Source organism: Kocuria sp. CPCC 205263 (genome assembly GCF_040981075.1).
GTDB classification, from domain to species: Bacteria; Actinomycetota; Actinomycetes; order Actinomycetales; family Micrococcaceae; genus Kocuria; species Kocuria rosea.
This window is the reverse complement of the sequence record NZ_JAVKPV010000009.1, coordinates 18,211-39,407: the sequence shown is the minus strand read 5'-3', so window position 1 is coordinate 39,407 and position 21,197 is coordinate 18,211. Positions and strand designations below refer to the sequence as shown.

General features: G+C 74.1%; 21 protein-coding genes and 1 tRNA gene. 10 read left to right on the top strand and 12 right to left on the bottom strand.

Going from position 1 to position 21,197, the window contains the following annotated elements:
- Window positions 1-81 precede the first annotated feature (81 nt).
- The 3 genes from RF647_RS14355 to RF647_RS14345 all read left to right on the top strand — a co-directional run bounded on the left by RF647_RS14355 (window position 82) and on the right by RF647_RS14345 (window position 2,044).
- Window positions 82-1,065, top strand: a complete 984-nt coding sequence (locus RF647_RS14355) for an NAD(P)H-quinone oxidoreductase (protein ID WP_368812303.1) — start codon at window positions 82-84, stop codon at window positions 1,063-1,065.
- A 134-nt stretch (window positions 1,066-1,199) separates the two neighbouring features.
- Window positions 1,200-1,664: a hypothetical protein gene (locus RF647_RS14350; RefSeq protein WP_017831984.1), complete on the top strand. Its 465-nt coding sequence runs from the start codon at window positions 1,200-1,202 to the stop codon at window positions 1,662-1,664.
- 59 nt (window positions 1,665-1,723) lie between these two features.
- A complete protein-coding gene (locus RF647_RS14345) occupies window positions 1,724-2,044 on the top strand; it encodes a hypothetical protein (RefSeq protein ID WP_368812302.1) in 321 nt (106 codons plus the stop codon).
- Window positions 2,045-2,075: 31 nt separating this feature from the next.
- On the opposite strand, the gene RF647_RS14340 is transcribed toward RF647_RS14345, so the two are convergent.
- The 5 genes from RF647_RS14340 to RF647_RS14320 form a co-directional block, all read right to left on the bottom strand.
- Window positions 2,076-2,690, bottom strand: coding sequence for a glycosyltransferase family 2 protein (locus tag RF647_RS14340; protein ID WP_368812301.1), 615 nt, complete (start codon window positions 2,688-2,690; stop codon window positions 2,076-2,078).
- Between the two features lie 219 nt (window positions 2,691-2,909).
- The gene (locus RF647_RS14335) at window positions 2,910-3,341 is read right to left on the bottom strand and encodes an ATP-binding protein (RefSeq protein WP_368812300.1); all 432 of its coding nucleotides are present in this window, start codon (window positions 3,339-3,341) and stop codon (window positions 2,910-2,912) included.
- A complete protein-coding gene (locus RF647_RS14330; RefSeq protein WP_017831980.1) occupies window positions 3,334-3,666 on the bottom strand; it encodes an STAS domain-containing protein in 333 nt (110 codons plus the stop codon). The genes RF647_RS14335 and RF647_RS14330 overlap by 8 nt, the downstream gene beginning before the upstream one ends.
- On the bottom strand, window positions 3,650-5,605 hold the full coding sequence (locus tag RF647_RS14325) for a glycosyltransferase family 2 protein (RefSeq protein ID WP_095650897.1): 1,956 nt from the start codon (window positions 5,603-5,605) through the stop codon (window positions 3,650-3,652). Before RF647_RS14325 ends, RF647_RS14330 begins: the two co-directional genes overlap by 17 nt.
- Window positions 5,602-6,699, bottom strand: coding sequence for a PP2C family protein-serine/threonine phosphatase (locus RF647_RS14320; RefSeq protein WP_368812299.1), 1,098 nt, complete (start codon window positions 6,697-6,699; stop codon window positions 5,602-5,604). The genes RF647_RS14325 and RF647_RS14320 overlap by 4 nt, the downstream gene beginning before the upstream one ends.
- A gap of 79 nt (window positions 6,700-6,778) precedes the next feature.
- Between RF647_RS14320 and RF647_RS14315 the strand changes: the two genes are divergently transcribed.
- Complete coding sequence (locus tag RF647_RS14315) at window positions 6,779-8,608, top strand: sensor histidine kinase (protein ID WP_368812298.1); 1,830 nt, start codon at window positions 6,779-6,781, stop codon at window positions 8,606-8,608.
- 761 nt (window positions 8,609-9,369) lie between these two features.
- Here RF647_RS14315 and RF647_RS14310 read toward each other — a convergent pair.
- Together RF647_RS14310 and RF647_RS14305 are read right to left on the bottom strand one after the other, a co-directional pair.
- The gene (locus RF647_RS14310; RefSeq protein WP_368812297.1) at window positions 9,370-10,269 is read right to left on the bottom strand and encodes a hypothetical protein; all 900 of its coding nucleotides are present in this window, start codon (window positions 10,267-10,269) and stop codon (window positions 9,370-9,372) included.
- A gap of 230 nt (window positions 10,270-10,499) precedes the next feature.
- A tRNA-Thr gene (locus RF647_RS14305) sits at window positions 10,500-10,572 on the bottom strand.
- Window positions 10,573-10,793: 221 nt separating this feature from the next.
- Here RF647_RS14305 and RF647_RS14300 point away from each other — a divergent pair.
- On the top strand, window positions 10,794-11,513 hold the full coding sequence (locus RF647_RS14300) for an HAD-IA family hydrolase (RefSeq protein ID WP_368812296.1): 720 nt from the start codon (window positions 10,794-10,796) through the stop codon (window positions 11,511-11,513).
- A 40-nt stretch (window positions 11,514-11,553) separates the two neighbouring features.
- Here the strand turns inward: RF647_RS14300 and RF647_RS14295 are convergent, their stop codons facing one another.
- From RF647_RS14295 to tmk, 3 genes are read right to left on the bottom strand one after another with little or no spacing between them, the layout of a single operon-like run.
- Entirely contained in the window at window positions 11,554-13,143 is a 1,590-nt protein-coding gene (locus RF647_RS14295) for an alpha/beta hydrolase (RefSeq protein WP_368812295.1), read from the bottom strand.
- 43 nt (window positions 13,144-13,186) lie between these two features.
- Window positions 13,187-14,326 carry a DNA polymerase III subunit delta' gene (locus tag RF647_RS14290; protein ID WP_368812294.1) on the bottom strand — a complete coding sequence of 380 codons (1,140 nt, stop codon included), beginning with the start codon at window positions 14,324-14,326 and terminating at the stop codon, window positions 13,187-13,189.
- Window positions 14,323-14,997 carry a dTMP kinase gene (tmk, locus tag RF647_RS14285; protein ID WP_368812359.1) on the bottom strand — a complete coding sequence of 225 codons (675 nt, stop codon included), beginning with the start codon at window positions 14,995-14,997 and terminating at the stop codon, window positions 14,323-14,325. The genes RF647_RS14290 and tmk overlap by 4 nt, the downstream gene beginning before the upstream one ends.
- A 126-nt stretch (window positions 14,998-15,123) precedes the next feature.
- On the opposite strand from tmk, the gene RF647_RS14280 reads away from it, so the two are divergent.
- From RF647_RS14280 to RF647_RS14270, 3 genes are all read left to right on the top strand, one after another.
- Window positions 15,124-16,293 (top strand): PLP-dependent aspartate aminotransferase family protein, encoded by a 1,170-nt coding sequence (locus RF647_RS14280; RefSeq protein WP_368812293.1) that lies wholly within the window; start codon window positions 15,124-15,126, stop codon window positions 16,291-16,293.
- Between the two features lie 10 nt (window positions 16,294-16,303).
- Window positions 16,304-16,618, top strand: a complete 315-nt coding sequence (locus RF647_RS14275; RefSeq protein WP_229587767.1) for a DUF2516 family protein — start codon at window positions 16,304-16,306, stop codon at window positions 16,616-16,618.
- Between the two features lie 97 nt (window positions 16,619-16,715).
- Window positions 16,716-17,474, top strand: coding sequence for a phosphoglyceromutase (locus RF647_RS14270; RefSeq protein ID WP_368812292.1), 759 nt, complete (start codon window positions 16,716-16,718; stop codon window positions 17,472-17,474).
- A gap of 105 nt (window positions 17,475-17,579) precedes the next feature.
- On the opposite strand, the gene phoU is transcribed toward RF647_RS14270, so the two are convergent.
- On the bottom strand, window positions 17,580-18,278 hold the full coding sequence (gene phoU, locus RF647_RS14265; RefSeq protein ID WP_368812291.1) for a phosphate signaling complex protein PhoU: 699 nt from the start codon (window positions 18,276-18,278) through the stop codon (window positions 17,580-17,582).
- A 220-nt stretch (window positions 18,279-18,498) separates the two neighbouring features.
- Here phoU and RF647_RS14260 point away from each other — a divergent pair, with 220 nt between their 5' ends.
- Window positions 18,499-19,767 carry a sensor histidine kinase gene (locus RF647_RS14260; protein ID WP_368812290.1) on the top strand — a complete coding sequence of 423 codons (1,269 nt, stop codon included), beginning with the start codon at window positions 18,499-18,501 and terminating at the stop codon, window positions 19,765-19,767.
- Window positions 19,764-20,444 carry a response regulator transcription factor gene (locus RF647_RS14255; RefSeq protein WP_284562677.1) on the top strand — a complete coding sequence of 227 codons (681 nt, stop codon included), beginning with the start codon at window positions 19,764-19,766 and terminating at the stop codon, window positions 20,442-20,444. Before RF647_RS14260 ends, RF647_RS14255 begins: the two co-directional genes overlap by 4 nt.
- Before the next feature lie 80 nt (window positions 20,445-20,524).
- Here RF647_RS14255 and RF647_RS14250 read toward each other — a convergent pair whose 3' ends face one another.
- A complete protein-coding gene (locus tag RF647_RS14250) occupies window positions 20,525-21,076 on the bottom strand; it encodes a hypothetical protein (protein WP_368812289.1) in 552 nt (183 codons plus the stop codon).
- Window positions 21,077-21,197 lie beyond the last annotated feature (121 nt).

Below are 21,197 nucleotides of genomic sequence, written 5' to 3'. Positions count from 1 at the left end.
CACGGGCCGACGCCGGGTGACCGGGTGCCCGCCCCGCGACACAATGGGAGCGACCGTCGCCCCCGACCGGAAGGCCCCACCATGCGCGCAGTGCTCGAGACCACCCCCGGCGGACCGGACGTCCTCGCCGTCGCCGAGGTCCCCGCCCCGGAGCTCACACCCGACGGGGTGCGGATCCGGGTCCGGGCCGCCGGGATCAACCGGGCCGACGTCATGCAGCGGCTGGGCAGGTACCCGGTCCCGCCCGGGGCGTCGACCGTCTTCGGCCTCGAGGTCTCGGGCACGGTGCAGGAGCTCGGCCCCGAGGTGCCCGCCGGCGCCGGGTTCGCCCCCGGCGACGAGGTCGTCGCCCTCCTGGACTCCGGGGGCTACGCCGAGGAGGTCGTCGCCCCGGCCGGCCAGGTCCTGCCCGCGCCCGCCGGGGTGGACCTCGTCGCCGCCGCCGGCCTGCCGGAGGTGTGCGCCACGGTGTTCTCCAACGTCTTCATGGCCGCCGCCGCCCGCGAGGGCGAGACGGTCCTGGTGCACGGCGGCACCGGCGGGATCGGCACCAACGCCCTCCAGATGTGCCGGGCCCTCGGCCTGCGCGTGCTCACCACGGTCGGCAGCCCGGACAAGGCCGACGCCGCACGGCGGCTCGGCGCCGAGGCGATCGACTACCGGCAGGAGGACTTCGTGGCGCGCGTGCGGGAGCTCACGGACGGGCACGGCGCCGACATCGTGCTCGACGTCGTGGGCGGCTCCTACCTGGGGCGCAACCTGGACGCGCTGGCCACCAACGGCCGGATCGCGGTCATCGCCACCCAGGGCGGGCGCACGGGGGAGCTGGACCTCGGCAAGCTCATGGCCAAGCGGGCCGCCGTGATCGGCACCACGCTGCGGCCGCGGCCCGTGGCGGAGAAGACCCGCATCATGGCCGCCGTGCGGGAGCACGTGTGGCCCCACGTCGAGTCCGGGGCCGTCCGCCCGGTCGTGGACCGCACGTTCCCCCTGGACGAGGTCGCGCGGGCGCACGAGTACTTCGACTCCGGCACGCACATCGGCAAGGTCCTGCTCGTCCCCTGAGCGCACCCCTCGGCACGGCCGCGGACGGCCCGGTCCCGGCGCGTCGTCGGGCCCCGCCCGGCCCGCCCTCCGCGCGCACGGAGGGCGGGCCGGGCCGCCGTAGGATGGACTGTCTCCACTCGAAAGGACCGCCCGTGGCATTCCTGCGCGACTACCGCGCCGCTCGCCGTGACGAGGCCGAGCTCGGTCTGGGCGTGTGGCGCCGTGCCCACGACCGGTTCCGCCGGGGTCTGGACCGCTTCCACCAGATCCTCGAGAGCCTCCCGGACAAGACGCTCGCGCAGTCCGTGGTGCCCACCGCCAACGCGCTCGCCGATCTGCTGCCGGAGGTGCGGGCCGTGTGCGCGGCGGCGCAGCGCACGGCGCCGAGCAGCAGCCACGACATCCCGGCCTCCCCGGGCGGCTACCTCAACGACGTCCACCGTGAGCTCTCCCGGGCCGGCAACGCGATGGCCCAGGCGGCGGAGGCCCTCACCATGGCCCGGTTCGTGCGGGCCGACGAGGAGTCCTCGGCCCACCGGCTGGACGCGGTCGTCCGCCGGGCCGAGGCGGTGCGGGAGCACGTGGAGCGCGCCGAGGAGCTGCTGCGGCGCGGCTGAGCCCGTTCCCGGCGGTGACAGGGTGGACCCGACAGCCTGCTGATGGTTTGATGGGTGGCATGACCTCCTCCGGATTCGACTACCGCGCGGCCGACGGCGAGTTCGACGCCCGCTGGTCCCGCTCGCCCCTCGGCCGACCCGGCCGCGGAGGCCCCGGCCGCTTCGGCCCGGGCTACGACCTGTCCGGCCACCGGGGCGGGGGGTACGGGCGCCGCTCCGGCTTCCGGATGCTCCCCTTCCCCGGGTACTCCACCCGGACGCGCCGCGGCACGAACGTCACGGTGGGCGGTTGCTGCCTGCCCCTGCCGATCGGGTGCCTGACCACCACGGTCCTCGCGGGCGCGGCGGCCGTCCTCGTGGGCCGCGCCGTCCGCGACTGAGACTGAGCGTCCCGGCGGGCCGGGCGGCGGATCACGCGGCCGCCGGCTCCGCGCGGAGGACCTCGACCGGGACGGGCACGACGCGCTCGACCGGGACGGGCGCGAGGTGCTCGACCGGGACGGGCACGTCCTCCTCGGCCTCCAGCGGCGGGCAGAGGCGCCAGCCGACGGCCTCCAGGTCGAGGGCGAGACGCGTCTGGCCGGTCACGGCGCCCTCGTCGCAGTAGCGGCCGAACGACCGGTGGACGTCCTCGAGCGCCTGCCAGCGGATCAGCGCGGCCGGGCCCCCCACGGCAGTGGACCGGGCGGAGACGGCGCCCACGTTGCGGTCCCGGAGGGCGGCCAGGGCGCGGGCCAGGAAGCCCGGCGGCAGCCGGACGCCGGGGTCGAGGACCAGCACCAGGTCGTCCGGCTCCATCCGGACGGTGTCCAGGGCCTGGTTGAGCGCCCCGGCACGGTGGTGCCGGTTGTCGACGGTGAGCAGGACCTCGGCGCCGGCGTGCAGGGCGACCTCGACGGTGGCGTCGGTGGAGTCGTCCGACATGACGAGGATGCGCTCCGGCGGACGGGTCTGGCGGTGGAGGGAGACGACCGCGTGCTCGACGCGGGCCGCCTCGTCATGGGCGGGAATGATCGCGGCGATCATGACGACTTCTCTCGGCGTGCCCGGCGTGCGTCCCGCCGCTGACGTCCCCCTGCGGCGGGGCGCCCGACCGGCCCCTGAACGAGTGTTCTCGGTGACAACGTGAGCCCCCTGACGTGTTGTCCTGGACCAAAGTCTAGGCACCACGGCGGACACTTTGCATCCGCAAATCAGGGGACGTCCGCCCCGGCCGGACGCGGGTTCAGCGCGTCCCCGAGGGCGCTACACCTCGTCCCGGCCGCACACCCGGCACAGCTTCCAGACGTTCGTGTCCCCGTGCCGCTCGAACACCACCCGGCTGACCAGCGCCTGGATCAGGGCGAGCCCGCGGCCGGACTCGCGGTGCTCCTGCGCCATGGCCCCCGTGAGGTCGACCTGCGCCGGTGCGGCGCCGATCTCGTAGATCCTCGCCTCCAGCCGGTGGGGGTCCGCGACCAGGTCCACGGAGAGCTCGATCGGGTCCTCCGCCGCGGGCACCGCGTGCACCACCACGTTGCCGGCCGCCTCCACGACCGCGAGCGTGAAGGCCATCCGGTCGGTCTCGGGCACGAACGCGGCCTCCGCCCACAGCGCGTCCAGGTCCTCGTGCAGGGCGTCCACCGTCAGGGCGGTGGCCGGGCCCCGGCGCGAGCGGCGGGCCGTGGGCTCAGTCATCGGCGAAGGCCGCGTCGGCGGTGTCGTAGGGGGTCAGGACGCGGTGCATGCTGGTGAGCTCGAGGACCATGCGGACCTGGGGGCGGACGTTCGCGATCCGCAGGTCGCCGCCGGCCTGGCGGGCCAGCTTGAGGCACCCGATGAGGGCGCCCAGACCGGACGAGTCCATGAACTCGGTGCCGCCGAGGTCGACCACCACGTGGTTGCTGCCCTCGTCGACGACCTTCGCCACGACCTCCCGGAGCTTGGGCGCTCCCACCATGTTGAGCCGTCCGGTGCCCGTGATGTGGGCGAACCTCGGCTTCTGCTCAATCGTGAACTGCATCGGCACTCCTCTCCTCGGGCTCGAAGCCCGTGTATCTCGCGGCGGTGACGAGCACGCTCAGCACCACCAGGTCGAAGGCGACCCAGGCCACGTTGACCAGGGTTCCCACCGGTTCGTTCAGCCCCACCGCCAGCCGGGCGGTCCCCACCAGGAGGGCCGCGGCCAGCAGCCCCATCACCACCAGCTGGGGGCGGATGAGGTGCCAGGCCGGGCCGGCGTCCTGCCGCACCTTGGGCGTGACGGCGAAGCCGAGGGGGCGGCCGAACCAGACGTTGCGGGCGGCCGTGGTGCACGCCCTGATCCAGATGGGGAACAGCGCCAGGCTGTACTGCTGGCCGCGCCAGGTGGGGATGCCCCGGCCCACCACGAGGAACAGCAGCTGGTTCACCACCATGAAGGGGATAAAGCGGACGAAGAAGTCCCAGCTGAGGCTCGTGACGGGGAGGATGCCCAGCACCAGGTACACGATGGGCGCGGCGAAGTAGACGACGGCCGCGAAGCCGGACAGGTAGCTCCACATCGTGGCGAAGTACATGAGCCGCTGGCCCCACCCCAGCCGGCGCTGCAGCAAGGGGTTCTCCCGGAGCAGCACCTGCACCGTGCCCTGCGCCCAGCGCAGGCGCTGGGTGAGCATGGTCTTCAGGTCCTCGGGGGCCAGGCCGTGGGCGAGGACCTCGTGGTGGTAGACGCTGCGCCAGCCCAGGCCGTGCAGGCGCATCGCGGTGGCCATGTCCTCGGTGACCGAGATCGTCGCCAGCGGCATCACCGGCTGGGCCTCGCCGGGCCGGTCCACGGAGACCGCCTCGAGCACCTCCCGCACCGGTTCCACGGCGGCCAGCGGGGACAGGTCGCGGCGGGACATCCGGTCCACGGCGGAGGCGAGCTCGTCCGGCCAGACCATGCCGTCCTCGGGGGGCAGGTCCAGGGCGGCGATCGAGGCGAGGTCCGCCTCGATCTGGGAGAAGTCCTGCGTGACGGTGCGCCGGGCCGCCGCGTCCACCTCGCGCTGCAGGCGGTAGGTCAGCTCGGTCAGGGGGGCGCCGGCCTTCAGCTCGGCGCGGGCCCGCTCGGTGGCGGCCTCGACGTCGTCGAGCATGCCGGCGACGACGGGGTTCGCGGCCTCCGGGGACCGTCGCGCCCTTCGCAGGGCGGCCCGGGTGCGGGCGAGGGATTCCTTCACGTCCTGCTCGACCTCCTGGACGTAGCCGGAGAGGCCGAGCTGCATGAGCGCCTCGCGGCGCAGGATCGCGTTGGAGCCGCAGAAGAATGCGGCGTTCCAGCCGTCCTTGCCCTGCTGGATGGGGCCGTAGAACAGGGGGGCCTGGCTGCCGAGCGGATCGTGGTCCGGCACGTTGACGAACCACTGCGGCGTCTGCACGAGCGCCACCCTGCGGTCGTTGAACCAGCCCAGGGTCCGGTCCAGGATCTCCGGGGCCGGGACCTGGTCGGCGTCGAGGATCAGCAGGAACTCGCCCTGGGTGAGCATCAGGGCGTTGTTGAGGTTGCCGGCCTTGGCGTGGCGCGGCCGGTCGGTCCAGTCCTCGCTGCGCGTCAGGTAGCCCAGCCCGTGCTCGGCGGCGAGCGCCTCGAGCTCGGGGCGGGCCCCGTCGTCGAGGATCCACGTGCTGTGCGGGTGCCGGATCGCCTGCGCCGCCAGGGCGGTGCCCATCACGAGGTCGAGGGGCTCGTCGTAGGTCGTGATGAACACGTCCACGGTGGCGCCCGCGGGCGGGGCGCCGGCCTCCCCGCGCCGCCGGAGCCGCCAGACGGTGAGCCCGAAGAGCGAGACGTCGATCAGGCTGTACGTCTCGGCGAGCACCAGGGGAACGGCGATCCACCACGCAGACCAGTTCAGCGACTCGAGCCAGCGCCAGGCGATGTAGTTGACGCCCAGCAGGAGGGTCAGGACGACCAGGAGCCGGACGAGGAAGCGGTTCACGGGGCGGCCAGGCGGCGGACGACCACGGCGGTGACGTCGTCGGTCCGGGTCTCCTCGCCGGCGAGGTCGAGGACCGCGGTGCAGGCGGAGGAGGCGTCCTCGTGGCGGGAGACCACGTCCGCGACCGCCCGCACGGCGTCGTCGACGTCCTCGTACGCGTCGAGGAGGCCGTCGCTGACCACGACGAGGGCGTCGCCGGGCGCGAGCACGATCCGGCCGGGCACCCACTGCGTCCCGGGCACCGCCCCCACCGGGGGGCCGCCCGGGCGCAGCCGGTCGATCCCGTCCGCGCGCACGTGCAGTCCCAGCCCGTGGCCCGCGTCGACGTACTCCACGACCCCGTCGGCCGTGTCCAGGCGGGCGTGGAAGAGCGTGACGAAGGAGTCGGAGTGGGCGAGGTCGTGCTCGAGGTGCCGGCAGGTGTCGCCGAAGGCCTGCGCCATGTCCGGCTGCCCGGCCGCGGAGCGCAGCACGGCGCGCACGGTGGCGGCGATGAGCGCGGCCCCCATGCCCTTGCCCATGGCGTCGGCCAGCGAGACCTGGAGTCCGCCCTCGGTCGTGTACCAGTCGAAGAAGTCCCCGCCCACGCTGCGGGACGGCCGGCACGCCCCGGCCACGTCGTAGCCGGGCACGGACGGGGCGGCGGCGGGCAGCAGGCTGCGCTGGACCTCGGCCGCGCGGCGCAGCTCCTCGGCGTCGGCCTGCTCCGCCCGGGCGCGCGGCCGGCGGAACATCGCCTCGATCCTGGCCTGCAGCTCCCGGGGGCTGAACGGCTTGCTGATGTAGTCGTCCGCCCCGCGCTCGAGGCCCTCCAGCCGGTCGATCTCGCCCGGGCGCGCCGTGACCATGAGCAGGTAGGCGTCCGAGAACTGCCGGACCCGCCGGCAGACCTCCAGCCCGTCGAGGTCGGGGAGGCTGAGGTCCAGGGTGATGAGGTCGGCGCCGTCGCGGCGCACGGCCTCGATGCCCTCGAGGCCGGTCGCGGCGGTCGTCACGGTGAAGCCGCGCATGCCGATGGTCTGGGCGAGGAGGTTGCGGATGTCGTCGTGGTCTTCGATCACGACGGCACGGCGACCCTGGGGGGAGGGGGTCATGGACCCATTAAGCCGCTATTCTTTGCAATTGTCATCCCGACCCCCCGAGGGTGACGCACCCAGTCGGAAGAGTTCTCCCGTGGACCGCTTGCTCACCGTCCTCTCCCTCGACCGGATCAGCTTCCACGAGCTGTCGATGCGCCGGCGCGTGCTCCTCAGCCAGCTGCCGCTGTTCGTCACGACCGTCGTCCTCGTCGCCGGGATCTGGGTGGTCCACGAGCCGCTGCGGGGCGACCTGCGGGTGCAGCTGGCCCTGGCGCTCACGGTGGCGCTGACGGCCCTGTGCGTGCTGGTGCCGTGGGACCGGCTGCCCTACGGGGCGTTCCTGGCCGTCCCGGTCCTGGACTTCGTCCCGATCACCCTGCTGCGGGAGGGCACGCTGAGCACGGTGACCGGGGTGGGCGTCATGGCCGCGTTCCCCGTCATCTGGCTCACCGGCTCCGGGCGGCTGCCCCGGGCGTCCGCCCCGCTGGGGTTCGTCCTGACCCTCGCCATGGTGTGGGTCCCGCTCCTCGTCCCGCCCCGGCCGCTGAGCGCACAGCTGCTGACGGCCCCGCTGCTGATCCCGGTCATGCTGCTGGGCATCGGGCTCACCGTCCAGGTGCTGTCGAACAGCATGGAGCGCCAGAACGCCGAGCTCGAGGCCAAGGACGCTGAGCTGCGCCGGCTGCTGGGCGTGACTGCGCAGCGGGAACGGCTGCTGAACACCGTCCTGGACACGGTGGACGTGGGCGTGCTGGCGATCGACGAGCACGGCCACGACATCCTCATGAACCGCCGCCAGCACCGGATCCACGAGCTCTCGCTGCCCGAGGGGGTGCGGGACGGCGCCGAGGCGGACCTGCGGGTCTACGCGGACGCGGACGGGACGCCGCTGCCCGTGGACCGGCGTCCCGCCCGCCGCGCGATCCGCGGCGAGTCCTTCTCCGACGCCCTGGTCTGGGCGGGGGAGCCGCCCCTGCAGCGGGTGCTCTCCGTGTCCGCCCGCGTGCTCCGGGACGAGGACGGCGGGGTCGAGGGCTCCGTCCTGTCGTTCAACGACGTGACCGAGCTGGTGGCGGCGCTGCAGGCCAAGGACGACTTCGTGGCCGGCGTCTCCCACGAGCTGCGCACGCCCCTGACGTCCATCCGCGGCTACACCGAGCTCCTGGCCATGGACGAACGGCTCCCCGGGCACGTCCGCTCCGGGCTGGAGGTCGTCGAGCGCAACGCCGACCAGCTGCTCGTCCTGGTCGAGGACCTCCTCCGCACCGCGGGCCCCGTGCTGGCGCTGCAGACGGCGGAGGCCGACCTCGTTCAGGTGGTCCAGCAGTCCGTCGCGGCGGCCGGGCTTCGGGCCGCGGAGGCGGGGGTGGACCTGCGGGTCGACGCCCCGCCCCGCCTCGTGCTGCTCTGCGACCCCGTGCGCCTGGGGCAGGTGCTCGACAACCTGCTCTCGAACGCCATCAAGTACTCCCCGGGCGGCGGGCCGGTGACGGTCCGGGTGGCTCGGGCCGGGGCGACCGTGCAGGTGCAGGTGGCGGACCGCGGCATGGGGATGCGCCCTGAGGACGCCGAGCACGTGTTCGGCCGGTTCTTCCGCAGCAGCAACGCCCGGATGAGCGCCATCCCGGGTCTGGGCCTGGGCCTGGCGGTCGTGCACGAGATCGTCGAGCGCCACGGCGGCACCATCCGCTGCGAGAGCGCGCCGGGGGAGGGGACCGTCTTCACCCTGAGCCTGCCCGCGGCCGGACCGGCCGGCGCGGAGAGCGGCGCGGAGGACGGCGCCCGGGCGGCGCGGGGCGGCTCAGCGGCTGTACTCGAGCCGGACGGAGCCGTCGTCGGGCAGCACCAGGACCGTGCTGCGCTCGACGGTCCAGTCCTTGGGCAGCAGGAAGTACCGGCCGCCGCGCACCGTGAGCAGCCGTAGACCGTCGTAGCGGTGGAGCGGATCGTCCGGCGTGCCCATCTGCTCCGTGCCGACCCCGGGGAGACCCACGTGCAACGGCTCCTCGCTGTAGACGACCGCCTGTGGCAGATCCTCCCGGTCCTTCTGCAGCGCGTGCGCCATGAGCCGCCCCGTCTCCTCGGCCGCGGCGGTCGTGCCCCAGAAGACCAGGAGGCCGACCACCGACACCAGCGCGGCGGCGCCCAGGAGCTGGCCGCGCGGCGCGGTGGGCGGCCGGTCCCGCGCCGTGACGCGCCGCCGGAGCCCGGCGGCCCACGCGGCGCCCAGGACGCACAGCGCCATGACGAAGGGGAGGATCCAGGCCTCCCTGCTGTCCCGAACGGTGCGCTCCAGGAGCCACCCGGCGACGGCCAGCCCGATGAAGAGCCACGTCCCCCGGCGCGCCCACCGCGCCACCTGCGCGCTCCCGGACGCCCGGACGCGGGCGTCGACGCGCTCGCGGACCAGGCGGTCCGCCCACAGCCCGGCGAGGAGGGCCACTGCGATCCAGAAGAGGATTCCGTACAGGGAGCTGATGCTCAGCAGCAGGTAGTCCTGGGTGGTGTAGCCGAAGAGGTGCACGTCCAGGCCCATCGCCCGGGCCTGGGCGCCGGCGCGGACCCAGCCGTAGTAGACGAGCAGGGCCGTGAGCAGGCCGACAGAGATGCCCAGCTCCGAGACCGCCTGGACCAGGCGCGTCCAGAGCGGGGGCGTGACCGGACTCTCCTCCGCCACCGGAGCGCCTACGGCGTGGGCGACGGAGCCGGTGTGCCGGTCGGAGCCGGGCCGGCCGTCGGCGGACCGGGGCAGGCGGTCGCCGGCACCTCGTAGACGAGGTGGGCCAGGCCGCCGACGGGCCAGTCCGCGTCCGTGACGGACACCGGGACGTGGCCGGTCACGTCGGACGGAGGGGCGCGGAAGAACAGGCTCCCGTTGCCCTGCTGCACCGGCACCTCCGTGGCGCCCACCGTCACGGCGCGGATGCCCTCGGGCGGCATCCACTCGAGATTGCCCTGCAGGAAGACCGGGGCGCCCCCGCAGGTGGAGACGGGGATCTCCAGACCCTCCAGCCCGGGGGCCAGGGGGGAGACGAGGCTCTCCAGGACGAGGGGGCAGGCCGTGCCGTCTGGGACCCGGAGCTCGGGGACCGCCTCCGGCGCCCGGCGGTGGAACTCGACCAGCCGCCGCAGGCCCGCCACGGTCTCCTCCTCCCAGCAGCTGCCGGGGGCGGGAGCGGTGGCCAGGGCTTCCTCGCCCTGCCGCCACAGCTCGGGGTCGTTGGTCGTGGCGGCCTCGCACAGGAGGGCGCCGGCCCGCGGGATGGGCTGGCCCCGGGACGCGAGCAGCTGCTCGTCGCCGCAGTCCCCGTCCTTCAGGGGGTCGTACCACAGCGGGGTGCCCTCCCCGTTGGGTCCGATCCGCAGCCAGGTCAGGATGCGCGAGACCGGAGGGTCGCCGGACTCGCTCGGGGAGGGGACCGCGGAGCCGGACGGAGCTGCGGAGCCCGACGGGTTCGCGGACCCGGACGGGTCCGAGGCGGGCGGGCTCGGGAACGAGCCGGGAGAGGCGCCGCAGGCCGGAACGGTCAGCGCTGCTCCGGCCAGGACGAGTGCGCAGAGCAGGTGTCGGGAACGGAATTGCATGGTGCACCGCCAAAGTCGTCCGTGGTGGCCGGTCGCCCGGAACAGCCTCAGCGTACGGCGGGCCCCACCCGCCGAACACGACTGTGACCAGGCGGGACGCGACTGTGACGGCCGGTCCGCGCCGCCCGTCGCGGGGTTCGGCGGGTGGGGGCCGGCGGCGGGGCGGGACGAGCTCGGAGCGGGACGACGAAGGCTCCGGACCCAGGGGGTCCGGAGCCTGCTCCGGTCGGAGCCTCCTGTCGGAATCGAACCGACGACCTTTTCATTACGAGTGAAACGCTCTACCGACTGAGCTAAGGAGGCGTGCACGCGGCCGTCCGGGACGGCCTCAGTGCAGGTGAAACTGTAGCAGAGAGCGCGGGGGCGTCCCCAATCGGCGGGGCCGGGTGCGGTGCGGGCGTTCCCCGGGAGTTCACCGGCTCTTCGGCTCCCCGGCCTTACCGGCCCGCGGGGCGGGAGCGCAGCATGGTCGGACACGACGACGGGGCCGGCCGCTGCGGTCCGCCCGGAACAGGAGCAGCTCAGTGCGCACACCGGACGGCGGCATCGCGCCGGATCTCGAGCTGGCCTTCCTGGACATGTCCGGGACCGTGTTCCACGACAACGGGATCATGGAGCGGGCCTTCGAGCGCACCGTGACCGGTCTCGGCGTCGACCCCGGCTCGGAGCGGTTCCGGCGGATGCTCCACCACGTCCGGGACACGCTGGGCCAGTCGAAGGCGGGCGTGCTCGAGCAGCTGTTCGCGAGCGACCCGCACCGGGCACGGCAGGCGGTCCGGGACTTCGAGCGCCACCTCGACGAGCTGCTGGCCACCGAGGGCGTCACCCCTGTGGAGGGCGCGGAGCAGGCCGTCACGGCCCTGCGCGAGGCGGGCCTGCGGGTCTGCCTGGCCACCGGCTACAACCGGCACAGCCTGAACACGCTCCTCGAGCAGCTCGGTTGGACGGGCCTTGCCGATCTCAGCCTGTGTCCCTCGGACGCGGGGCGCGGACGGCCCTGGCCGGACATGGTGCTCACCGCCGTGCTGGCGCTCGATCTCGGCGACGTCCGCCGGGTCATGGTCGTGGGGGACACCGCGGCGGACGTGCAAGCCGGTCTGCGGGCCGGCTCCGCAGCGGTCGTCGGCGTCCGCACGGGCGCGCACGACGCCGCGTCCCTGCGCGCGGCCGGCGCCCACGTGGTGGTCGACTCGGTCCGGGACCTCCCCGGACTCCTCCGCACGCCGGTGCCCGGCGCGAGCTGACGCCCACCGCGCCGGCACCGGTCGCCCGGGTCGCGGCGGATCAGGAGCAGGTCGTCCCCTCCGCGGGGAGCTCGCCCTCCAGGAGGTAGGCGTCCACGGCGTTCTGCACGCAACGGTTGCCGGCCGTGTAGGCGGTGTGGCCGTAGCTGTCGTAGGTCAGCAGCCGGGCGCTGTCGAGCTGCTCCACGAGGGCCTCGGACCAGTGGTAGGGGGTCGCGGGGTCGTGGGTGGTGCCCACCACGAGGACGGGATCGGCGCCGGCGGCGTCGAGCGGCTCCGGCAGGCCTGCCGGGTCGACCGGCCATCCCTGGCACGCGGCGTCGCCGTAGCCGAGGTACGGGCCGAAGGTCGGGGCGACCCGCTCGAGCTCCTCCTGGTGCTGGGCCATCTGCTCCGCCGTGACCGTCCCGTCGGGCCGGTCGAGGCAGTTGACGGCCGTGAACGCCATGGTGGTGTTGCTCGTGTACCGGCCCTCGGCGTCGCGCCCGTGCGTGGCGTCCGACTGGGCGAGCAGCGGGGAGAAGTCGCCGTCGAAGGCGGCGCCCAGGGACTCGTTGAGCGTCTCGTAGCCGGTGGTCGCGTAGAGGGGGCCCAGGATGCCCTCGACCACGTTGGTGGCGGTGACCCGCCGGCCGTCGGCGGCGGTCACGGTCTCCTCCTCGACCGAGGCGATGAGCTCCTGGATCCGGGTCATCGCCTCGTCCGTGGAGACGTCGGCCACCACGCAGTCCCGGATCTCGAACTGGCACCGCTGCACCCAGTGTCGCAGGTTGTCCTCGAAGCCCTCGGCCTGGTCGGCGGTGGCCTCCATGTCGCTCAGGGTGGGGTCCACGCCGCCGTCGAGCACGAGCCGGCCGACCCGGTCGGGGAACAGGTCGGCGTACACCGCGCCCAGGTGGGTGCCGTAGGAGAAGCCCAGGTAGGTCGTCCGCTCGTCGCCGAGCACGGCCCGGAGCACGTCCATGTCCCGGGCGGCGCTCACGGTGTCCATCTGCGCCACGAGCTCGCCGGAGTCCTGCACGCACGCGGCGCCGAGCTGCTCGTACTCCTCCTGGATCTGCTCGACCGGCTGCTCCCGGGGGTCGAACATCGGCTCGGCGCGCCAGGCGTCCAGCTCCGCGTCGTCGAGGCACTCGATGCCCTCGGAGCGGCTCACCCCGCGAGGGTCGAAGCCCACGACGTCGTAGGCCTCGCGCACGTCGCCGGTGACCGTGTACTGCGCGTAGAGCATCGCGTCCACCCCGGAGGCGCCGGGCCCGCCGGGGTTGAGGAGCAGGCTGCCGCGGGCGTCCCCCTCGGCGGGCAGGCGGGACATCACCACGGTGGTGGTCGCCCCGCCGGGGTCGGCGTAGTCGAGGGGCACCTCGACGTCGGCGCACTGGAGGTCGTCCTGCGCGCCGTTGGTCTCCACCTCGAACGTGCAGTCCTCCCAGGCGACGGTCTGCGTGTAGTAGCGCTGGAGCTCCTCGGGGGTGCCCTCGACAACGGCGCCGGTGGCGCCCCCGGAGGTCGGCTCGCCCGTGGCGCCGGCCCCGAGGGACGAGCAGCCGCTCAGGAGCAGGCCGGTCGCGGCCAGTGCGGCCGTGACGGGCAGGAGGGCGCGGCGTGAAGGGGCGGCGCGGCGGGTCATGGGGCTCCTCGAGGGGGTGGGGGGATGGGGGTCGGGGGCGGGGTCAGAGCAGGGAGACGGCCATGGCCTCGAAGGCCAGCTGCGCGCTGACGTTGGTGCGGATCCGGTCCCGGGTCCGGCTGATCACGTCGATGCGGTGCAGCGTCCGCTCGGGGGTCGAGTTGGACGCGTGGTCCCGCAGCTGCTGGGCCAGGTGCTCGTTGACCAGGGCGGAGCCCGTGCGCAGCTGGAGGGTCAGGACGTCCCGGTAGAAGGTGGTGAGGTCGATAAGGAAGCGGTCGAGGGTGTCCGTCTGGATCCGCCGGGACCGGCGCTTCTGGTCGGCCTCGAGCCGGTTGAGGGCGCCGCGGATGGCCGGCGGCACCCGTCCGGACTCCGGCGCGCCCAGGGCCACGAGCAGCTGCTTGCGCTCCGCCTCGTTGCGGGACTCGGCGTCCGCCTGGGACTCCTCCACGGCGATCTTGTGCAGCCGGTCCGCGGCGCGCACGGCGTCCGGCACCCCGGAGAGCTTCAGCGGCATGGACACGACCTCCTGCCGCCGGGTGCGGGCGTCGTCGTAGAGGGCGAGCCGCTTCGCGATCCCCACGTGGGACTGCGCCAGCCGGGCGCTCTCCTCCGCACGCTGCCGGGGCACCCCGTGCCGGCGGATCAGCAGCTCGGCCACGTCCGCCACGGCGGGCACCTTCAGCGTGGCCGGACGGCAGCGGGAGCGGATGGTCACGAGCACGTCCATCGGGCTCGGGGCGCACAGCAGCCAGATGGTGTTGGGCGGGGGCTCCTCGATGGCCTTGAGCATCACGTTCGAGGTGCGCTCCGCCATGCGGTCGGCGTCCTCGACCACCATGACGCGCCAGCGGCCCACCGAAGGCCGGTCCTGGGCGCGGACCACGAGCTCGCGGGCCTCCTCGATGGTGATCTGCGGGTTCTCCGTGACGAAGTGGGTGAGGTCCGCGTGCGAGCTGGCCAGGACCGTGCGGCACGCGTGGCACTGCCCGCACCCGCGCTCGGCCGGGTCCTCCTGCTCGCACAGCAGGGCCGCGGCGAACGCGAGTGCCGCGTTGGAGCGCCCCGAGCCGGGCGGACCGGTGAACAGCCAGGCGTGGGTGGGCCGCTCCTCCTGGGCGGCGCGCCGCAGCTGCGCCACCACGGCGTCCTGGCCCAGCAGCTGGTCCCACACGCTCACGCGCCCACCTCCGCGGCCCGGGCGGAGCGGGCGAGCCCGGTGAGGCGCTCGCGCACGGCGGCCGCGAGCTCCCCGGCCGGCCGGGTGGCGTCGAGCACCAGGTAGCGCTCCGGCGCCCGGCCGGCGAGCTCAAGGAACGCCGCCCGGTTCGCGTCGTGGAAGGCGTCGGGCTCGGTCTCCAGGCGGTCGCCCGCGGTGCCGTCACGGGCTTCCCGGCGGGTCCGCCCCGTGCCGGCCGGGACGTCGAGCAGCACGGTGAGGTCCGGGACGAGCCCGGCCGTGGCCCACTCGTTGAGCTCCGCGACGCGGTCCAGGCCGAGGCCGCGCCCGGCGCCCTGGTAGGCGGCGGAGGAGTCGGCGAACCGGTCGCAGACCACGGTCCGCCCGGCGGCGAGCGCGGGGCGGATGAGCTGGGCGACGTGGGCGGCACGGGCCGCGGCGAAGAGCAGGGCCTCGGCGCGGGCGTCGACGGGCCCGTGCGCCGGGTCCAGCACGAGCTCGCGCACTCTCTCGCCCAGCGGGGTCCCCCCGGGCTCCCGGGTGCGCAGGGTGTCGTGCCCCTCGGCGCGCAGGGCGTCCACGAGCCGGCCGACCTGGGTGGACTTCCCGGCGCCGTCCCCGCCCTCGAACACCACGAAGAGCCCGCGCCCGGACGGCGCAGGGGAGGGCACCGCGGCGGAGGCGGGCGGCGGGGCGGGGGCCGGTCGGGAGGTCACGGTCCCAGCCTAGCCACCCGCGCGGACGGCGCCGCCGGTGCGCGCGCGGCTGGGGACGCCGCGGGCCGATAGCCTGGGGTCATGACTGCGCGCTCCGAGACCCCGCCCGCCCACGGCTCCACCGACCTCCGCCCGGACACCGTGCTGGTCGCGGGCGGGCGGCCCGCACCGGAGCACGACGCGCCGGTCGGGCCCTCCATCGTCCTGACCTCCACCTACCGGGGCTCCGGCGGGCTCGACGCCGAGGACCGCACCTACGGGCGCTTCACCAACCCCACGTGGGAGGACCTCGAGGACGTGCTGGCGCGGCTCGAGCGGGCGGAGCTCCCCGGGCTGGCCTACGCCTCGGGGCTCGCCGCCGTCGCGTCGGTGCTCTCGCTCGTCCCGGCGGGCGGCCGCCTGGTGCTGCCCCGGCACAGCTACCAGGGCTCCCTTGCGCTGGCCGCGGACCTCGAGTCCCGCGGTCTGCTCACCGTGCAGACCGTCGACGTCACGGACACCGAGGGCGTCGTGGCCGCCCTCGACGCCGCCGACCTGCTCTGGCTCGAGAGCCCCACCAACCCCATGCTGGAGGTCGCCGACCTCCCCGCGCTGCTCGCGGCGGCGCGCGAGCGCGGCGTGCTCACGTGCGTGGACAACACCTTCGCCACCCCGCTGCTGCAGCGCCCGCTCGAGCACGGCGCCGACATCGTGGTGCACTCCGTGACCAAGTACCTGGCGGGGCACTCCGACGTCGTCCTGGGGGCCGCCGTCACCTCCGATCCTGCCCTGCGGGCCCGGCTGCAGGGGCACCGCTCCCTGCACGGCGCGGTCCCGGGCCCGTTCGAGGCGTGGCTCGCGCTGCGGGGGATGCGCACCCTGGCGGTGCGGGTCGAGCGCTCCGCGGCCACCGCCGGAGAGCTCGCCCGCCGCCTCCAGCAGCACCCGGCCGTGCGCGAGGTCCGCTACCCGGGCCTGCCCGGGGACCCCGGGCACGAGCGTGCCGCCGCGCAGATGGACGGCTTCGGCTCGATCGTGGCGATCGTGCCCGCGGGGGACGTCGCCGCCGTCGAGGCGGCCGTGGACGCCCTGCGCGTGTGGACCCCCGCGACCTCGCTCGGCGGGGTGGAGTCGCTGATCGAGCGGCGGCGGCGGCACCACGAGGAGCCGCCCAGCGTCCCGGAGACGCTGCTGCGCCTGTCGGTGGGCATCGAGAACGTCGAGGACCTCTGGGAGGACCTCGACCGCGTCCTGTGCGGGATCGACCGGTAGGCTGGGCGGCGTGGACATTCCCTGGGTCTTCTTACTCGTGCGCTTCATCGACATCGCGCTGGCGCTGGTCGTCGCCGGCCTGGCCGTGTGGGCCTTCGTGGACTGCCTGACCAAGGCGCCGGTGCAGTTCCAGCGCGCCTTCAAGCGCACGAAGGGCTTCTGGCTCGCGCTCACGGGCGGCTCCCTCGCGTTCACGGTCTTCACGCTGATGCTGCTGCGGCCCAGCCTGTTCGTCCTGCTCATCGCGGGCACGGCCGTGGGGGTCTACCTGGCCGACGTCCGCCCGGCCGTGGGGCTGGAGTCCAAGGGTCCCAACAACTGGTGACCGCCGGTCCCGGGGCGCGCGGCGCCCGGCCCCGCGACACGGGGCGCCCGTGACGCCGGCTTGTCCCGCGCCGCCGCCCGGGTGGAAGAATGGCCCCATGGCTACCGAATCAGCACCGCACAAGCTCGTCCTGCTCCGGCACGGACAGTCCGACTGGAACGAGAAGAACCTGTTCACCGGGTGGGTGGACGTGGACCTGACCGAGAAGGGGCGGGAGGAGGCCGTCCGCGGCGGTGAGCTGCTCGTCGAGAAGGGGATCGCCCCGGACGTCCTGCACACCTCGCTCCTGCGCCGGGCGATCACCACCGCCCACCTCGCACTGGACCGGGCGGACCGGCACTGGATCCCCGTGAAGCGGTCGTGGCGGCTCAACGAGCGCCACTACGGTGCGTTGCAGGGCAAGGACAAGACCCAGGTCCGCGACGAGTACGGCGACGATCAGTTCATGACCTGGCGCCGATCCTACGACGTCCCGCCGCCCGAGCTGGAGGACTCGTCCGAGTTCTCGCAGGCCGGCGACCCCCGCTACGCGGACGTGCCGGACGCGCCCCGCACGGAGTGCCTCAAGGACGTCCTGGACCGCTTCATGCCGTACTGGGAGCAGGAGATCGTCCCCGACCTGCAGGCCGGCCGGACCGTCATCGTCGCGGCCCACGGCAACTCCCTGCGCGCCCTGGTGAAGCACCTCGACGGCATCTCGGACGAGGACATCGCGGCGCTGAACATCCCCACGGGCATCCCGCTCTACTACGAGCTCGACGAGAACCTCCGCCCGCTCGTGGCCGGCGGCGAGTACCTCGACCCCGAGGCCGCCGCGAGCTCGATCCAGGCGGTCGCCAACCAGGGCAAGAAATAGCCCGGGCAGGCTCCCGCCCACGGACAGGGGCCGGGTCCACCGTGCTGGTGGACCCGGCCCCTGTCCTGTGCCCGGGCTAGGCTCGGCCGGCGCCCGGGCGGGGGCTCACTCGCCCCCGTCGCGGCCCACGTGGCCGTGGCCGGTGGGGCGGTCGGAGCTGGCCGGGACCCAGTCCCCGGTCACCAGGTAGGAGACCTTGCGGGTCACCGAGACCCCGTGGTCCCCGATGCGCTCGAGGTAGCGGGAGCACAGGGTGACGTCCACGGCGGTGGGCACCGACGAGTCCCAGCTCGGCGCGGCGAGCGCGTCGAAGACGGACTGGTGCAGCTGGTTGACCTCGCCCTTGAGCGAGTAGATGTCGTCGGCGAGGGAGAGGTCCCGGGTCTGGAGCACCTGGATGACCCGGTCCAGGATCTGCAGGTCGAGGTCGAACATCCGGGTGAACGTCCCCACGAGCGGCTCGGGGATGACCGGCTCGGGATAGCGGATGCGCACGGCCTGGGCCAGGTGCCGGGCGAGGTCGCCGGCACGCTCCAGGGAGGCGCTCATCCGCAGCGCGCCCACGATCATCCGCAGGTCCGAGGCCACGGGGCTCTGCAGCGCGAGGATGTCGATCGAGCGCTCGTCGAGGTCGTTCTGCAGGAAGTCGATCCGGGCGTCGTTGGAGATGACCTCCTCGGCGAGCTGGATGTCCGCGTCGAGGAGCGCGTCCTTGGCGCGGGCGAGGGCCTCGCGCACCAGGGTCGCGATCTGGATGAGCTCCTCGCCGACCTGGTGGAGTTCTGCCTGGAAAACCTTGCGCACGAATGCGTCCTTTCGAGATGCGGCGGCGTCCGCGGCAGCCGCAGCCGGGGTGCGGCGCGGAGCGGGACGGATGACGTGGGGGCCGGGTGCGAGCACACCCGCCGCCACCGTCACAGCCAGGAGTGAACTTTCGCTCATCTTAGGATGAACGTTGGTTGAACCTGTAGCCCGTGACGCCCGGCGCGGGGTCCCCGCGCCCCCGAGTGCCTAAGCTGGTTCCGTGAGTCCAACTGCCATCGCCGTCGCCGCGGGTCTGCTCGGCTTCGCCCTCGGGGTGAGCGGTCTGATCGCCCTCCGGGCGAGCGGACGGGGCCGCCGCGCCCGCGCCGACGTCCAGGAGCCCACGCTGCCCGACGGCACCGCGGACGTGCTCGCGGTGATCGGCCGCGCCTACGTGGTGGTGGACGGGGTCGACGGCGTGGTGCGCGCCTCCCCGGCCGCCTACGCCTTCGGACTGGTCCGCGGGCACACCGTGGTGCACGAGCAGATGCTCGAGATGATCCGCCGGGCCCGGCGCAGCGGCGTGATCGAGGAGCGGCGGGTCGAGCTGTCCCGCGGACCGTTCCAGACGGGCGCGGTGGTGCTCGACGTCCGGGTGGCCCCCATCGCGGAGGAGTACATCCTGCTGCTCGCCGACGACCAGACGGAGATCGTCCGGGCGCAGTCGATCCGCAACGACTTCGTCGCCAACGTCTCGCACGAGCTGAAGACCCCCGTGGGGGCGATCGGGCTGCTCGCCGAGGCGATCGAGGACGCGGCCGAGGACGAGGAGGCCGTGCGCCGCTTCGCCCAGCGCCTGCACAAGGAGTCCGCCCGGCTGACCGCCCTCGTCCAGGACATCATCGAGCTCTCCCGCCTGCAGGGCGCGGACGTGGTCACCGAGGGCCGGCCCGTGGACCTCAACCAGGTGATCGCCGACGCCGTGGACCGCAACCGGTTCCCGGCCGAGAACAAGGGCATCGAGATCGCGGTGGGCGGGCGCGTCACCCGGCCCGTGTTCGGCGACCCCGACCTGCTCGTCACCGCGCTGCGCAACCTCATCGACAACGCGGTGCACTACTCCCCGGAGGGCACCCGCGTGGGCGTCGGCGTCCGGGAGCGGGACGGGATGGCCCAGATCTCGGTGACCGACCAGGGCCCGGGCATCCCCGAGGACGAGCAGGACCGGATCTTCGAGCGCTTCTACCGCGTGGACGCGGCCCGCTCCCGCCGGACGGGCGGCACCGGGCTCGGACTGAGCATCGTCAAGCACGTCATGTCCCAGCACGGCGGCGAGGCCACCCTGTGGTCGCAGCCGGGCCGCGGCTCCACGTTCACCCTCAGCATCCCCCAGATCGAGGGCGCCGACGACCCCGGGGGGACCGCGCAGCCGGCCCCCGGCGCGACCGCCCGCCCGGTGCCGCAGCAGGCACCACCCCGCCCAGACGCATCGACCCCACGGCCCGCCGCCCCCGCGGCGCGCGCCGGGAGCACGGAGGACCGACAGTGACCCGCATCCTGATCGTCGAGGACGAGGAGTCCCTCAGCGACCCGCTCTCCTACCTGCTGGGGAAGGAGGGGTTCGAGGTGGAGGTCGTCGACAACGGCGTGGACGCCGTGGCGGAGTTCGACCGGTCCGGGGCCGACCTGATGCTGCTGGACCTCATGCTCCCCGGGCTGTCCGGCACCGAGGTGTGCCGGCAGGTGCGGCAGCGCTCCTCCGTGCCGATCATCATGCTCACGGCCAAGGACGCCGAGATCGACAAGGTGGTCGGGCTCGAGCTCGGCGCCGACGACTACGTCACCAAGCCGTACTCGTCCCGGGAGCTCGTGGCCCGGATCCGAGCGGTCCTGCGCCGGCAGGGGGAGCCCGAGGAGCTCGTCTCGGCGACCGTGCAGGCCGGTCCCGTGCGGATGGACATCGAGCGGCACGTGGTCAGCGTGCACGGGGAGCGGGTGGCCATGCCGCTCAAGGAGTTCGAGCTGCTGGAGATGCTGCTGCGCAACGCCGGGCGCGTGCTGACCCGAGGGCAGCTCATCGACCGGGTCTGGGGCTCGGACTACGTGGGGGACACCAAGACCCTCGACGTCCACGTCAAGCGCCTGCGCGCCAAGATCGAGCCCGATCCCTCCACCCCGCGGCACCTCGTGACGGTGCGGGGCCTGGGCTACAAGTTCGAGGGCTGAGCCGGCGCCCCGGCAGACGGAAGGGCCCGGAACCCCGAGGGGTTCCGGGCCCTTCCGCTCGTGCGCGCCGGTGGGACTCGTCAGTGGCCGCTCTCCTGGCCCACCATCTCCTCGACGGGCACGGGCGTGTTGGAGGGGTTCGCCGGGGTGCTCGGCGCGCCGCCGGGGACGAACTCGGCGTAGCGGGGGAAGGTGTGGTCCAGGACCGGGACCCGCTCGGTGAGGGACTCGCCGCCGGCGATGAACTCGGTCTCGACCATGAGACCCGGCTCGGCGCCGGCACGGTCCACGGTCACGACCGGGTCGTCCTGGTCGAGATCCACGGTGCCGCCGGCCGGGATCTGCACCTCGGCGGTGGCGCCGTCGACGTCCATCGACAGCGTGACCTCCTGGTCGCCGTCGTTCACCAGGGTCCCCAGCACGCGACCCTCCTCGTCGGCGCCGGTGGCCACGATCAGCACGTTGGCCAGCTTCACGTCCCCGACCTGCTCCACGATGCCGTCCGCGGGCGAGTACACCATGGTCGTGGCCGGCGGGTTGATGTAGGCGCATCCGGCGGTGGTCAGCAGGGCGGCCGCGGCGGCGGCACTCAGGCCTGCGCGACGCAGCTTCTGGCGGGCGGCGATCTTCACGGCGCGTACTCCTCGGGAGCTCAGGACGATGTCCCGACCAGCTTATCCGTTTGCCGACGGATCGTCCGCATCGACGGGCCCCCAGTCCCCGCCCGCCCCGGATCGGCGAATCCTACACCGT

Coding starts and splice junctions, on each gene's coding strand:
- RF647_RS14355 (WP_368812303.1), top strand. CDS start 82: ATGCGCGCAGTGCTCGAGACCACCCCCGGCGGACCGGACGTCCTCGCC.
- RF647_RS14345 (WP_368812302.1), top strand. CDS start 1,724: ATGACCTCCTCCGGATTCGACTACCGCGCGGCCGACGGCGAGTTCGAC.
- RF647_RS14340 (WP_368812301.1), bottom strand. CDS start 2,690: ATGATCGCCGCGATCATTCCCGCCCATGACGAGGCGGCCCGCGTCGAG.
- RF647_RS14335 (WP_368812300.1), bottom strand. CDS start 3,341: ATGACTGAGCCCACGGCCCGCCGCTCGCGCCGGGGCCCGGCCACCGCC.
- RF647_RS14330 (WP_017831980.1), bottom strand. CDS start 3,666: ATGCAGTTCACGATTGAGCAGAAGCCGAGGTTCGCCCACATCACGGGC.
- RF647_RS14320 (WP_368812299.1), bottom strand. CDS start 6,699: ATGACCCCCTCCCCCCAGGGTCGCCGTGCCGTCGTGATCGAAGACCAC.
- RF647_RS14310 (WP_368812297.1), bottom strand. CDS start 10,269: ATGCAATTCCGTTCCCGACACCTGCTCTGCGCACTCGTCCTGGCCGGA.
- RF647_RS14295 (WP_368812295.1), bottom strand. CDS start 13,143: ATGACCCGCCGCGCCGCCCCTTCACGCCGCGCCCTCCTGCCCGTCACG.
- RF647_RS14280 (WP_368812293.1), top strand. CDS start 15,124: ATGACTGCGCGCTCCGAGACCCCGCCCGCCCACGGCTCCACCGACCTC.
- RF647_RS14270 (WP_368812292.1), top strand. CDS start 16,716: ATGGCTACCGAATCAGCACCGCACAAGCTCGTCCTGCTCCGGCACGGA.